The following is a 13120-nucleotide window of genomic DNA, read 5'->3' on the forward strand; positions in this document are numbered from 1 at the left end:
ACTCCTCCCGTGGACGACGACGTGCGGCTGAGAGCCGTCGAGGAAGCGGACCTGGAGCTGTTCTTCCAGCACGAGCACGACCCCGAGACAGTGCGGCGGTCGAAGTTCCCACCCCGCGAGCGGGACAGGTTCATGACCCACTGGCACACCAGGGTCCTGGGCGACCCCACCATCCTGATCCGCACGGTCACCGTGAACGGCGAGACGGCGGGCAACATCGTGGCCTGGTGGGAGGAGGACCGGCGCTTCATCGGGTATGTCTTCGGTCGCCCGTTCTGGGGCCGCGGCGTCGGCACCACTTCCCTGACGCTCTTCCTGGAGCTGGAGCAGGTCCGCCCGCTGTACGCGGACCCCTACAAGGGGAACACCGGCTCGGTGCGGCTGCTGGAGAAGTGCGGCTTCCGGTCGTCCGGCACGATCATGCACGGCGAGAACGAGCACATCATGTTCGTGCTGGACAGGACGTGACCTCGCACCGCCGCGCGCGGGAGCGGGAGACCGTCTCGCCGGCCCACAGCAGCGTTCCCGCGACCGGGAAGAGCGCGCCGAGCACGCAGACCGCGGTCCAGCCGTAGGCGGAGTAGACGATTGCGGAAAGGCCGCTGCCCAGCGACCCGGCCGCGAAATAGCTCGTCATGTAGGCGGTGTTCAGCCGGCTGCGCGCCTCCGGACGCAGCGGATAGAACAGGCTCTGGTTGCTGATGTGGGTGCCCTGGATCCCGAGGTCGAGCAGCGCCACCCCCGCGGCCAGCGCGGCCACGCTCGTCCGACCCAGCGCGAGCAACACGAAGCTCACCGCCGTCGCCGCGACGAACGCGCCGGTCTGGGTCCGGGCGTGGCCGCGGTCGGCCAGGGTCCCCGCGAACCGCGCGGCGAGCGCCCCGGCCACGCCGACGAGGGTGAACAGACCGATCTGCGCGTCGCTCCACCCGTAACCGGGCCCGGCGAGCAGGAAGCCGACGCTGGTCCAGAACACGCCGAACGACGCGTACGTCAACGCGCCGTAGGCCATGCGCAGCCGCAGCACCGGCTCCTCGGCGACCAGCCGCACGACCGAGCGCAGCAGGGCGCGATAGCCGAGCCGGGTGCTCGGCGCGACCACCGGCAGCCTGCGGTACAGCAGCAGCGAGGTCGCCACCATGAGCGCGGCGGCCAGCCAGAACACCGCCCGCCATCCGGCCACCTCGGCGACCAGGCCGGCCACCGTGCGGGACAGCAGGATGCCGAGGAGCAGCCCGGTCATGACACTTCCGATGACCCGCCCGCGCTCGTCGGGCCGGGCGAGCGTCGCGGCGAACGGCACCAGCACCTGGCCGACCACGGAGGTGACGCCGACGAGCAGGGCGGCCACGCCGAGGACGGGCCAGCTCGGCGCGAGGGCCATCCCGGCCAGCGACAGCGTGGTCGCGGCGAGGATGGCGACCAGCAGGCGGCGCCGCTCGACCAGGTCGCCGAGTGGCACCAGGAGCGCCAGCCCCACCGCGTAGCCGACCTGGCTGGCCGTGACGACCAGCCCGACGCTGGTCGTGGACGCGCCGAATGCGGCGGCGATCGCTCCGACGAGCGGCTGGGCGTAGTAACTGTTCGCCACCACCATGCCGGAGGCCAGCGCCATGACCAGCACCAGACCCCGGTCCATCCGCCGATCGTTTCCCGCGTCTGACGTCGAGCTTCGCATCGCTCCATCTTCAGACGGGGCCGATTAAGCTGTCCAACGCATCTTTCTTGTCGCACTGATCGGTAGAAGCGCTTAATCTCGGCGTCAGCGCGTACGCGCCAGCTCGGCCAGGAAGGCGCGCGCGGCGGGGTTGACCGGCGGCCGGGTCACGAGTGCGATCGTGCGCGTGGGGGCGGGGTCGCCGAGCCGGGCGATCGGCAGGCCGCCGCGCTGCGCGACCGGCTCGGGCACGATCGCGACCCCGAGCCCGTGCCCGACGAGGGCCAGGAGCTGGTCCATCTGGCTGACCCGGCAACTGATGACGCGGGCCAGCCCCTCTCGCGCGCACAGCTCGCGCACCACGGTCTGCAGGCCCATCCCCGCCTGGAAGTCCACGAACGGCTCGGCGTGCAGGTCGGCGAGAACGACCCGGCCGGCCGTCGCGAGCCGGTGCCCGGGTGCGGTGATCAGCACCAGCTCCTCGACGCGCTCCTCGACGACCAGCACGTCCGGCGGCAGCGGCGTCGCGTCCCTGGCCAGGTACGCCAGGTGGAGGTCTCCCGCGCGGACCTGGTCGAGAAGTCGCGCCGTGGGCGCCTCGACGAGCGTGATCTGCACGCCGGGGTGGGCGCGCCGGAAGCCGGCGAGGAGCGCGGGCAGATCCACCGAGGAGAGCGTCTGCACCGTGCCGACGGCGAGCCGTCCGCCGGTCAGCTCGGAGACGGCGACCACCGCTTCCTTCGCCCTCCTGGCCTGGTTGACGAGCTGGCGGGCCAGGGGCAGCAGCGCCTCTCCCGCTACGGTGAGCGCGACCCGCCGCGTACTGCGGCTGAACAGCTCGCCGCCCAGCTCCCGCTCCAGGCTGCGGATGGACGAGCTGAGCGCCGACTGCGACAGGCCGACGGTCTCGGCGGCCCTGGTGAAACTCAGGTGGTCGGTGACGGCCAGGAAGTGCTCCACCTGCCGCAGCTCCATGAGACCCTCCACCGCTCGCCTCGGCGTCCGACACCCTGGCCCTCGCCCCGCGTCACGCGGCCGGGCCTCCACCGTACGAGGGCGAGGGGCCCGGCCGACACCGGGATCCGCCGCCGACCTGCCGGACAGGCAGAGCCGTCGGCGCTGCTGGCGCGGTTATCTGTTAAGAAACTTGACAGATAGGGTACCGATCTCGACCATAGAGGAACGCGGATCCGTGTGCGAGGAAAGCCCACCGGCGACGAGGCCGGTGCACCATCACCCCCCACGATCGGCGCCCGACGGCTCCGATCGCTCCTGGTGCAGGAGACCTTCATGCGACCACGCACGCTGCTGCGCGCGACGCTGGCGTTTTTCGCCACCGCCGCCGCGACGCTCACCCTCACCGCGACCCCGCCCGCCACCGCGCAGGCGTCGGCCGCCCTTCCCCCGCACGTGTTCGCCCCGTACTTCGAGGCGTGGACGGGCGAGGACCCGGCGACGCTCTCCGAGCAGTCCGGGGCCAAGTACCTGACCATGGCGTTCCTCCAGGCCGCGACCCGCGGGTCGTGCACGGCCTACTGGAACGGCGACACCGACATGCCGATCGCGGCCTCGACCTTCGGCGCGTCCATCACCAAGATGCGGAACGCGGGCGGCGACGTCATCCCGTCCTTCGGCGGCTACACCGCCACCAACACCGGCACCGAGATCGCCGACAGCTGCACGAACGTCAACTCGATCGCCGCCGTCTTCCAGAACGTGATCAACACGTACGGCGTCACCCGGATCGACCTCGACATCGAGGACAACTCGCTGGACAACAGCGCCGGGATCGACCGCCGCAACAAGGCGATCAAGCTGACCCAGGACTGGGCCGCGGCCAACGGGAAGGCGGTCCAGTTCTCGTACACGCTGCCGACGACCACGCACGGTCTCGCCGACAGCGGCCTGGCCGTGCTGCGGAACGCCAAGACCAACAACGCCAAGGTCGACGTCGTCAACATCATGACGTTCGACTACTACGACGGCGCGAACCACAACATGGCGAACGACACCCAGACCGCGGCGACCGGGCTGCACGACCAGCTCGCGGCGCTGTATCCGGACAAGACGTCGGCGCAGATCTGGAACATGATCGGTGTCACCGAGATGATCGGCATCGACGACTACGGCCCCGCCGAGACGTTCACCACCGCGGACGCGGTGCCCGTGCTCAACTGGGCGACGTCCAAGGGCCTCGCCATGATCTCGTTCTGGGCGCTCCAGCGCGACAACGGCGACTGCCCCAACGTCCCCGGCTCCGACAGTTGCTCGGGCATCCCGCAGAGCACCTGGTACTTCAGCCAGACGTTCGCGCCGTTCTCCGGCGGCGGCCAGCCCCCGAGCGACGACTTCTCGCTCGCCGTCTCGCCGGCGTCCGGCTCCGTCGATCCCGGCGCCGCCGCGACCGCGACCGTCAGCACCGCGCTGACCGGCGGGAACGCGCAGACGGTCACGCTGTCCGCGACCGGCGCGCCCTCCGGGGTGACCGCGACCCTCAGCCCGCCCTCGGTCACGACCGGCGGCAGCTCGACGCTGACGCTGGCCACCACCTCGGCGGCCCAGCCCGGCAGCTATTCGATCACCGTCAGCGGCACCTCGCCCGCGGGCAGCCACACCGCGACCTACACCCTGACGATCAACGGATCCGGCGGCACCACGATGGGCAACCCCGGCTTCGAGTCGGGCGCGCTCAGCCCGTGGACCTGCCAGAACGGCGGCGCGGTCGTCGGCTCCCCGGTCCACTCCGGCGCGCACGCGCTGCGGGTCTCGCCCAGCGCGAGCCAGACCGGGCAGTGCACGCAGTCGGTGACGCTCGCGCCCAACCACAGCTACACGCTCAAGGCGTGGGTGCAGGGGAACTACGCCTTCGTCGGCGTCTCCGGCGGCGCCACCGGCAGCACCTGGACGTCGTCGAGCGGCTGGAAGGAGCTGTCCGTGCCCTTCACCACCGGCGCGTCCGGCACGGTGACCGTCTACGTCAACGGCTGGTACGGCCAGGGCGACGTCTACGCGGACGACTTCTCCATCACCTGACCGTCTCTCGGCCGGTCCACGTTTCTCGGCCGGTCCACGTTTCTCGGCCGGTCCACATCGAGGCCGCCGTACCCGCGGGGTACGGCGGCCTCATGCGTGCGGCGAGGTTTTGACGGTCGCCGCTGTTAGGCTGCCGCCCCAACGACCACCCGGTACGGCCTCCATATGGGCTTCCTTACGGGCCCGCACGACCCCGCCGTACGGACCGACTCGAGAAACGACCGCGAGGACCGAGTGAGCACGTCCACCGAGCGGCTCGACGCCCTGCGAGGCGGCGCCGCGCCCGTCGACCACAACGCCCGCACCGTCGCCGCCCTGGCCGGCAACCCCGGGTGCGACCGGCGGGCGGTGCTCGACGCGGCCGGGATCAGCAAGCGGGACACCGCCGTCCACCTCGGCCACCCCGCCCCCTTCGGGCAGTCGCCGTTCGCCCTGGCCCGGGCGAGGTCCTTCGAGGAGCTGGTGAAGGCCGACCGCTGCGCGCACCTGCTGCGGCTGCTGCGCGAGACGCTCGGCCTGCCGATCCCCGCGATCGCGTACGTCGACGTCCCGCAGGCGGGCGGCCAGGCCACCCGCGAGCTGCGGCATGCCCGCACCCGCAAGGAACTGCGCCTGGCCGCCGAGAGCGCCGTCCGGGACGGCTCCGGCGACGGCACGCTGGTCGACCACCCGCTGCTCACGCTGCCGGTCGCGGGCCACGAGGTCTACCTGGATCCGGCCGTCCTCGCCGTCCAGGCCGGGGGCCGGTTCCACATCGTCGAGATCAAGTCGTTCGCCGTCATCGACGGCGCCGCCGACTCGGCGCAGGTCGCCGCCGCCTCCCGGCTCTCCGCCGTCTACGTGTACGCGTTGAAGGCGATGTTCGCGGCCGAGGGCATCGACCCCGGGCTGGTGTCGCACGAGGTCGTGCTGGTGTGTCCCAAGGACTTCGCCAACCACCCCACCGCGACCCTGCTCGACGTGCGCCTGCAGCTCGCCGCGCTCAGGCGGCAACTGTCGCGGCTCACCCGCATCGACCGGATCCTCGACCGGCTGCCGTCCGACCTCACGTTCAGCCTGGAGCAGTCGCCCGCCGAGCTGGCCCGGGCGGTCCGCACGGTCGAGGCCAGGTACGCGCCCGAGTGCCTGTCCACCTGCGAGATGGCGTACTTCTGCCGCTCCGACGCCCGCGGGTGCGGCTCGCTGGAGGTCCTCGGCCGGGTCACCCGCGACGACCTCGGCGGCCTCGACTCGGTGGACGCGGTGCTCGATCTCGCCGCCGGCGACCGCCGCGCCTCGTCGGAGCACGCCGAGATAGCCGAGCAGCTCCACCACGTCCATGCGATCTATCGCGCACACGCCACGGCCGAGGCGGTCGTCGCGTGAACGAGCGAAGCGAGCGAACCGAGAAGCACAGCAGCGAGCGAAGCGAGGGAACCGACAGGCGCCGCGGCCTGCTCACGGGCCCGGCGAGCGTCGGCGAGGAGGGGCGGTGAGCGTCGTGACGTCCTACGCCCGCGCGCTGGCCGTCCGCGAAGGCCGGGCGCAGCCGATCGCGACCGTGCGGCACCTGCACCTGGCGGCCGACCCCCTGGTCTTCATCCCGCTCAGGCTCGCGGGTGAGGCCGCCGCGCCGCTGGGCGCGATGGTGGGCAACGACCCGGCCCGCCCCCACCTGCTGGTCGTCCCGCAGCCGCGCAACCGCGACCTGCGGTTCGCCTTCATGGCCGAGCTGGCCCGGATCATGCTTCCGTACATCGAGGGCCGGGCCGCGGCGACCGAGACGGTCCCGGGGAAGAACGAGCGCGAGCGTTATCTGGACGCGCCGCAGGTCATCGTGCCGGGACGGGGCGCGGTCGAGTTCGTCCGGCTGCTGGGCCGCTCCACCCGGTTCCGCCGCCCCGACGGCCCCTACCCGGTCGATCCCGCCGTGCCCGTCCTCGGCCAATGGCTGACCTACCTGTACGAGCGGACCGAGTTCGCCGGGTCGTCGGCGCTGGTCCCGATGACCGAGGCGCTCTCCCTGCACTGGGCGACCGGGCAGAGCCCGATGGAGGACGCGAACCTGGCCACGCTGCTGGCGTGGGTCTGTCCGCCGCCCGGCCGCACCGGGCAGGAGGCGGCCGCCGCCGCGGAGGACCCCGTCCTGTGGCCTCCGGCCGGTCCGGACACCGATCCGGGCTTCGACGCGCGGGTGCTGCGGCCGGCGATCGACGCGTACGACGCGTCCGGCTCGCCGGAGCCGGTCCGCGAGGCCCTGCGCGGCCAGTTGGAGCCGACCTGGCGGCTCATGTGGCGGGCCGTCGAGCTGCTGCGCGGCCTGCCCGAGGCGGCGAGCGTCGGCGAGCGGTGGGCCATGGACCGGGACCGGTACACCCGGGAGGTCGCCCGCCTGGCCGAGGGCGGCCCTCCCCGGGGCCGCCGCGACCGGGCCGGATCCGCCGCCGCGCGGCTCTGGGACATGGAGTCGGCGCGGCAGTCGTACGACGCGCAGCGCGCCTACGACGACCCGTTGGTGATGGCCGAGCATCGCGCGACCGGCAAGGCGTTCGCCGGCGAGGTGGTCCACGTGGACAGGGAGCGGACGATCCTGCTGCCCGGAGGGAAGAAGCCGGTGTCGCGACCGCTGGTCACCGTCCGCACCGCCGACCCGGTACGGCTCGCGCCGGGCAAGAAGGTGTTCTCCGCGCACCGGCGCAGGCAGTCGGGCGAGATCGTCGAGAGCGACGGCGGCCTCGTCGTGGTGCAGCTCAACGACCAGCTCGCCAAGGGCGCGGGCGTGCCGGGCGTCGGCGACGCGGTCTGCTTCACCGAGTTGGACCTCGGCGGACGGATCCGGCCCGGCTTCCCGGCCGCGGAGGAGACGCCCTGGACGCACGGCGGGCCGCCCGCCGCGTACGAGCCGACAGACGAGGACGCCGAGGAGGACTGGTCGTGACCGTCGCCCCCTTCCCCGACCCGCTCGGCCCCGCACCCGCCGACCCCTGGCCGGAGGGCGGCCCGGCGGAGGCGGCGGCCCGCGCCACCGCCGCGATCCTCGCCGACTTCACCGGCGGCGCGCACCGGGGCGTCATCGTCGACTCGCCACCGGGGGCGGGCAAGTCCACCCTGGTCGTGGCCGCCACGCTGGAGCTTGCCCGAGCCGGCGAGCGCCTGATGATCGTGGCGCAGACCAACGAGCAGGTGGACGACCTGGCCGACAAGATCGCCACGCGCAACCCGTCGCTCACGATCGGCCGCCTGCACAAGGACGGCTTCCAGGTGCCCGAGCGGGTGGCCCGGCACCCCGGCGTCCGGGCGTCCAAGAAGATCGACGACGTGGCCTCCTGCTCGGTGGTCCTCGCCACCGCGGACAAGTGGGCCTACGTGGCCGGCCAGACCTGGCAGTGGGCGATCATCGACGAGGCGTACCAGATGCGCTCGGACAAGCTGCTGGCCATCGCCGCGCTGTTCGAGCGGGCGCTCTTCGTCGGCGACCCCGGCCAGCTCGACCCGTTCTCCGTGGTGGAGACCGAGCGCTGGGCGGGCCTCGCCTGGGATCCCCTGCAGAGCGCGGTGGCCGTCACCGCCCGGCTCAACGACCTGCCGGTCCACCGGCTGCCCGTCTCCTGGCGGCTTCCGGCCTCGGCCGCCCCGCTCGTCTCGGAGGCGTTCTATCCGTTCACGCCGTTCCGGTCGGGCACCGGGCCGGGCGAGCGGGTCCTCGAACTCGCCGGCCCCGGATCGCCCGTCACCGGGACCCCCGCCGCCTGGGACCGCGCTCTTGAGGAGGCCGCGGCGACCGGCTGGGCGCTGCACGAGCTGCCCAGCCGCCATACGATACGGACCGACGCCGACGCGGTGCGGGCGTGCGCCGGGCTGGCGACCCGGCTGGTGGAGCGCGGCGCGGTCGCGCACGACGAGCACGGCTCGCATCGCGTGGACGCCGCGCGCATCGCCATCGGCGCCGCGCACAACGACCAGGTGGCCGCCATCCGGGCCGCCGGGGTCCCGGACGGCGTCACCGTGGACACCGCCAACCGGCTCCAGGGCCGGGAGTACGACGTGACGATCGTCCTGCACCCGCTGTCCGGGCGGCGCGACGCCACCGCCTTCCACCTGGAGTCGGGCCGCCTGTGCGTGCTGACCTCGCGCCACCGGCACGCCTGCGTCGTCGTGGCCCGCGCCGGGATCCCCGAGCTCCTGGACGCCCACCCGAGCACCGGGCGGGTACGGCTGAACGAGCCGGTCAAGTTCCCGGACGGCTGGGAGGCCAACCAGGCGGTCCTCGCCCATCTCGCCGCCCACCGCGTGCCCGGCTGAGCGGAGCCCGCCGTGTCAGCCGGCGGGCGGGACGGCGGCCAGGTTGAGGATCTCGTTCTCGTCCCCCGGCTCGACCGTCTCCGTGGTGCACGTTTTGGCGCCCGGCGAGGGGGCGGCCCCTTCCGCGACCAGGGCCTTGCGCTGCCGTTCCGGCATCGCGCGACAGGTCTCCTTGGTCTCGACATCCTGGGCGTTCCAGTAGAAGACCTGGGTGGACGAGGACGAGACGCCGTGCCCCCATCCTCCGCCGCCGCGGCCGTCCGCGCTGGCGGCGCCGATGGCGCCCGCCTTCCCCGTGGCGAGGTCGTAGAGGACGGGAAGCAGGACGCTGCCGCTCACCTCGGCGAAGCGGCCTCCGTAGATCTCCCCCATGTGCGAGAACCCGGTCAGGCGGCGGACGTCGGCGCCGTCGACTCGCATGGAGACCGACGTCCCGTCCACCGCGCCGAGGCACCACTCGGTGGAGCAGCGCAGGCCGGTCACGCCGGGAGGCGGGGTGATCGTCCGCCGCGTGCCGTTCTCCAGATCGACCAGCAGGGCCTGGTTGGCGTTCCGCCACTTATCGTCAATGAAGGGGTCGCCCGGCACGTCACGCGCCCACGGCCAGGAGTCCAGCCACAGCCCGTCGGTTCCCTCGACCTTCTCGGGCTCCCCCCCGGTGATCGGCATCCGGTACACCCCACCGGACTGGGGCGACCAGACGATGTGATCGCCGGTGACCCCGATCCGGTCCACCAGGGCCAGATCCCCGGTCACCTCGCCGACCCGGACCGGCTCTCCGCCCTGCCGGGGGACGACCCAGAAGTCCGCCCACTTCCGGCCGTTGTTCGGGGTGGTGCCGTACCAGGCGATGTAGTCGCGGCCCGGCTCGACGTCCTGCACGTAGTAGCCCTTCCCGCCGGGGGTCATCGTGGCGAGCACCCGGGACGCCCGCGTCCGCGTGTCGTAGACCTCCAGCCGGCCGGCCTTCTCGAACGACCCCTCGGCGGTGAGCAGGATCTCCGTGGGGCCGAGCGCGGTGACGGGCCGGTATTTGAAGCCGTCCGCGGCCTTCTTGGGAAACGTGGCGACCGCCTCCGGCCACACCTCGCGGGCCCGTGGTTCCTTGTCGGCGCCGGCGACGTCGGGCGCGCCCGCGGCGGCCGACGCCACCGGGTCGGCGCTCCGCGCGACGTGGCCACCGCGTACGACGGCCGTGCCGCCGAGGACGACGGCGACGACCCCGGCTGCGGCCAGGAGCGACCGGTGGCGGCGGCGCGTCCTGCGCCTGCGGCGGTCCGCGACGCCCCGGTCGAGGTCGGCCGGGACGGAGGCGCCGTTCGCCGCGTTCCTGAGCGCCTCGACGAGATCGTTTTCCGTTCTCATACTTCCTCCATCCGGATCGCGCGGCGCTGGATCCGCAGCTTGTCGAGGGCGCGCGAGGCCTGGCTGCGTACGGTGCCCTGGGAGATGCCGAGGATCCGCGCGATCTCGGCGTCCGGGAGGTCCTCGTAGTAACGGAGCACGAGCACCGCTCGCTGTTTCGGCGGTAGCCCGGCGAGCTCCTTCCACAGTCCGGCATCGCCGTCGAGCAGCGGGTCGGTGTAGCCGTGCTCGGGCGTGTCCGCCACGAGGTGCTCGCGCCGCCTGCGCCGCCACCAGCTGATGTGCTGGCGGGCCATCACTGTCCGGACGTAGCCTTCGGGGTCTTCCTTACGGACGACGCGCCGCCAGGCGTCGCCGAGGCGCAGCAGCGCCTCCTGCACGAGGTCGGCCGCGTCGTGCGGGTTGCCCGTCAGCGCGACGCCGTAGCGGAAGAGAGCGCCGCTTCGTGCCCGGACGAATTCGTCGAAGGTGTCGTCCACGATCCCAGGGACGTCCGAGCGTCCGGATCCGTTGCATCGCCGTCAGGACGGCGTCCAGTGCTTGTGGAGGATCGTCTCCAGCCGCCGCACCACCGGGGTCCAGGAGGAGGGGAGCGTGTAGCGGAGAACGCGGTGGCCGCGGTAGGTCAGCGTGTAGCCGATGAAGTCGGCGCCCGGCGGCTGGGGCTCGGAGTCACCGAGCCGCAGGTGGGCGAGGTCGCGGCGCAACGCGCGCATCTCCGCGTCGGTGAGGCACGTCCGCACGACCGGTCCGGTGCGGCGGCTCAGCCGGACGCATCCGTCGGTGTACACGGTGACGCGGTCGTCGAAGCCCACGAAGCCGCCCTGCTCGCGGAGCTGCACCAGCACTTTCTTCCGCGCGGCCGCCGCCTGCGCCGACGACTCGGGGGCGATGGTCGTGACACCCACGATCAGGACGAGTGCCGCCAGAAGCGTGATTCGCCAAATCCTCATACTTCCTAGGACGTACCGGAGGATCGATCGGCTCAAACCTCGCCATACAAGGGTGAGAAAAACGAGAGGGGCCCGGCGTCACCGCCGGGCCCCGACCAAGGGTGTTCCCCAGAGAGGCCGGACCTCTCGTTTCCCCGGTCGCTGGTCCCGCTAAAGGATCGAGCCGGACCAGACGTTCGCGGCCTGCGCGTACACGCCGTAGGTCTCACCGTCGAAGTACGGCGAGAGGCTGGTGTCGATGCGCTGGTTGTTGTCGCGGTCGGCGAGGGCGATGGTCACGCCGTTCAGGTAGCCGAGGCGGCGGGCGTTGCTGTAGTTGAGCAGCCAGGCCGAGCCCATGGAGCCCTCACCGGTGAAGGAGGACTTCAGACCCTGCAGCTCCTCGGCCTTCATCGAGGGCGCGGTGGCGCCGAAGGTCTTGCCGTAGCTCCACTTCGCCACCTGGCCGGTGAACGGCTTGGTGCCGTCGGGGTGGGAGCCGCTCGGGTAGCCGAACATGAACACGTTCTTGCCGAGCTTCTGGTTGTAGGCGAAGCCCTGGCCGCCGACCCGGTCGCCCAGACGGCCCGCGTCGGTGATCTCGCGGATGATGTAGGTGTCCTTGTAGTACTTCTCCGCGGCGTCCTTGACCCACTTCTTCACGAAGTACTGCTTCTTGAACGCCTCGACGACGCGCTTGCCGCGCTTGAGCTGCAGGTCACCCTTGAACGTGCCGGCCTTCTTGGCCTTGGACAGCTCGTGGTACTCACGCAGGGAGATGCGGACCCAGTCGTCGCCGCGGAAGCCCCACTTCTCGCCGTTCTTCATGGCGGTGGAGGCGTTCGGGGCGGCCTTGTACTGGGCGCCGGTGACCTCGTCGGCGGTCAGCTTGACGCCGTCGACGCCCTTCTTGATGTACTCCCAGCGCTTGGCGAAGGCGTCGGCCGGCGGGTCCACCTCGGTGCCGCCGGGGACGGTCTCCTTCCAGTACGGCCCGTCCTCGGTGTACTTCTCGGCGAACTCCGCGGCGGTCACCTCCTGGGAGATGATCTGCTTGTCACCGGTGTAGGCGTCGTAGGCCTTCTTGTCGACCGCCTTGTCGCCACCGATGTTGATGCCGTTGTACACGGTGACGAACGCGTAGTCGCGGTCGCCGTCCTCGTACACGTCGAAGTCGTAGTGCGTGAACGCCTGCTTGCCGACGTAGATGCCCCAGGGCGCCTTGCCCTTGTAGTAGCCGGGGACGAAGATCCACTTGTCCAGCGTGGCCTTGCTGCTCTTCGTGTCGTACGCGCAGTGCCCGGCTGTGGCGACGAGGTTGCGGTACTTGGACTGCACCGAGGTGCCGGTGCACCAGTGCGGCTTGCCGTCGGCACCGAGGAAGAACACCTTGCCGATGTTCATCGGGAGGTTGACGTTCTTCGACTTCGAGACGGTCTTCTTCTCGTCGCCGATGGCCGGGACGACACCCGGCTTCGAGCTGCCGGCGAAGCCGCCGGTGGAGACGTGCTTGGCCGAGACGACGGGCTCGACGTTGTACGGCGTCGCCTCCTCCAGTGTCTTGGACGACCAGAAGAACGCCACCTGCTGGGCGACGTTGGAGGTCCCGGCGAGGGTCTCCTTGACCTTGTAGTTGTTCGCCGCCTGGGCCGGGGTGGACACCATGGCGGTAGCGAGGAGGCCGGCGGCGGTGGCGAGGGTTCCGCCGATGGCGAGGGTGCGCTTCAAGGGGGATGCTCCTTGCGCTGTCGTGGGACGTCACCTGCGCCCCATCCGTCAGTAAAGGACAGGCCAAGAAACTACAGAGGGGTCCGGGGGTTCGTAAGGGTCGTCATCCACAGCGTTTTCCCAG

General features: G+C 71.8%; 11 protein-coding genes. 5 read left to right on the forward strand and 6 right to left on the reverse strand.

Going from position 1 to position 13120, the window contains the following annotated elements:
* Positions 1 to 9 precede the first annotated feature (9 nt).
* Positions 10 to 468, forward strand: a complete 459-nt coding sequence (locus AWQ68_RS13725; protein ID WP_174554105.1) for a GNAT family N-acetyltransferase — start codon at positions 10 to 12, stop codon at positions 466 to 468.
* Here AWQ68_RS13725 and AWQ68_RS13730 read toward each other — a convergent pair.
* Together AWQ68_RS13730 and AWQ68_RS13735 are read right to left on the reverse strand one after the other, a co-directional pair.
* A complete protein-coding gene (locus tag AWQ68_RS13730; protein WP_218006870.1) occupies positions 443 to 1639 on the reverse strand; it encodes an MFS transporter in 1197 nt (398 codons plus the stop codon). The genes AWQ68_RS13725 and AWQ68_RS13730 overlap by 26 nt on opposite strands.
* A 123-nt stretch (positions 1640 to 1762) precedes the next feature.
* Positions 1763 to 2632, reverse strand: coding sequence for a LysR family transcriptional regulator (locus AWQ68_RS13735; protein WP_066940114.1), 870 nt, complete (start codon positions 2630 to 2632; stop codon positions 1763 to 1765).
* A 315-nt stretch (positions 2633 to 2947) separates the two neighbouring features.
* On the opposite strand from AWQ68_RS13735, the gene AWQ68_RS13740 reads away from it, so the two are divergent.
* The 4 genes from AWQ68_RS13740 (at position 2948) to AWQ68_RS42425 (ending at position 8971) form a co-directional block, all read left to right on the forward strand.
* The gene (locus AWQ68_RS13740) at positions 2948 to 4690 is read left to right on the forward strand and encodes a glycosyl hydrolase family 18 protein (RefSeq protein ID WP_066940305.1); all 1743 of its coding nucleotides are present in this window, start codon (positions 2948 to 2950) and stop codon (positions 4688 to 4690) included.
* A gap of 234 nt (positions 4691 to 4924) precedes the next feature.
* The gene (locus AWQ68_RS13745) at positions 4925 to 6055 is read left to right on the forward strand and encodes a hypothetical protein (protein ID WP_066940308.1); all 1131 of its coding nucleotides are present in this window, start codon (positions 4925 to 4927) and stop codon (positions 6053 to 6055) included.
* Between the two features lie 106 nt (positions 6056 to 6161).
* Positions 6162 to 7607: a hypothetical protein gene (locus tag AWQ68_RS42420; protein WP_066940118.1), complete on the forward strand. Its 1446-nt coding sequence runs from the start codon at positions 6162 to 6164 to the stop codon at positions 7605 to 7607.
* Positions 7604 to 8971, forward strand: coding sequence for an AAA family ATPase (locus AWQ68_RS42425; RefSeq protein ID WP_157545280.1), 1368 nt, complete (start codon positions 7604 to 7606; stop codon positions 8969 to 8971). The genes AWQ68_RS42420 and AWQ68_RS42425 overlap by 4 nt, the downstream gene beginning before the upstream one ends.
* A 15-nt stretch (positions 8972 to 8986) precedes the next feature.
* Here the strand turns inward: AWQ68_RS42425 and AWQ68_RS13760 are convergent, their stop codons facing one another.
* The 4 genes from AWQ68_RS13760 to AWQ68_RS13775 all read right to left on the reverse strand — a co-directional run bounded on the left by AWQ68_RS13760 (position 8987) and on the right by AWQ68_RS13775 (position 12996).
* The gene (locus AWQ68_RS13760) at positions 8987 to 10336 is read right to left on the reverse strand and encodes a TolB-like translocation protein (RefSeq protein ID WP_066940121.1); all 1350 of its coding nucleotides are present in this window, start codon (positions 10334 to 10336) and stop codon (positions 8987 to 8989) included.
* Positions 10333 to 10815 (reverse strand): SigE family RNA polymerase sigma factor, encoded by a 483-nt coding sequence (locus tag AWQ68_RS13765; protein ID WP_245655899.1) that lies wholly within the window; start codon positions 10813 to 10815, stop codon positions 10333 to 10335. The genes AWQ68_RS13760 and AWQ68_RS13765 overlap by 4 nt, the downstream gene beginning before the upstream one ends.
* A 42-nt stretch (positions 10816 to 10857) precedes the next feature.
* Positions 10858 to 11289, reverse strand: a complete 432-nt coding sequence (locus AWQ68_RS13770; RefSeq protein WP_066940127.1) for a hypothetical protein — start codon at positions 11287 to 11289, stop codon at positions 10858 to 10860.
* Between the two features lie 150 nt (positions 11290 to 11439).
* Complete coding sequence (locus tag AWQ68_RS13775) at positions 11440 to 12996, reverse strand: trypsin-like serine peptidase (RefSeq protein ID WP_066940130.1); 1557 nt, start codon at positions 12994 to 12996, stop codon at positions 11440 to 11442.
* Positions 12997 to 13120: the final 124 nt, after the last annotated feature.

The sequence above is a fragment of the Microtetraspora fusca genome (genome assembly GCF_001570365.1).
In the GTDB taxonomy this organism is placed as follows: domain Bacteria; phylum Actinomycetota; class Actinomycetes; order Streptosporangiales; family Streptosporangiaceae; genus Microtetraspora; species Microtetraspora fusca.

Coding starts and splice junctions, on each gene's coding strand:
- AWQ68_RS13770 (WP_066940127.1), bottom strand. CDS start 11,289: ATGAGGATTTGGCGAATCACGCTTCTGGCGGCACTCGTCCTGATCGTG.
- AWQ68_RS13740 (WP_066940305.1), top strand. CDS start 2,948: ATGCGACCACGCACGCTGCTGCGCGCGACGCTGGCGTTTTTCGCCACC.
- AWQ68_RS13760 (WP_066940121.1), bottom strand. CDS start 10,336: ATGAGAACGGAAAACGATCTCGTCGAGGCGCTCAGGAACGCGGCGAAC.
- AWQ68_RS13735 (WP_066940114.1), bottom strand. CDS start 2,632: ATGGAGCTGCGGCAGGTGGAGCACTTCCTGGCCGTCACCGACCACCTG.
- AWQ68_RS13730 (WP_218006870.1), bottom strand. CDS start 1,639: ATGGACCGGGGTCTGGTGCTGGTCATGGCGCTGGCCTCCGGCATGGTG.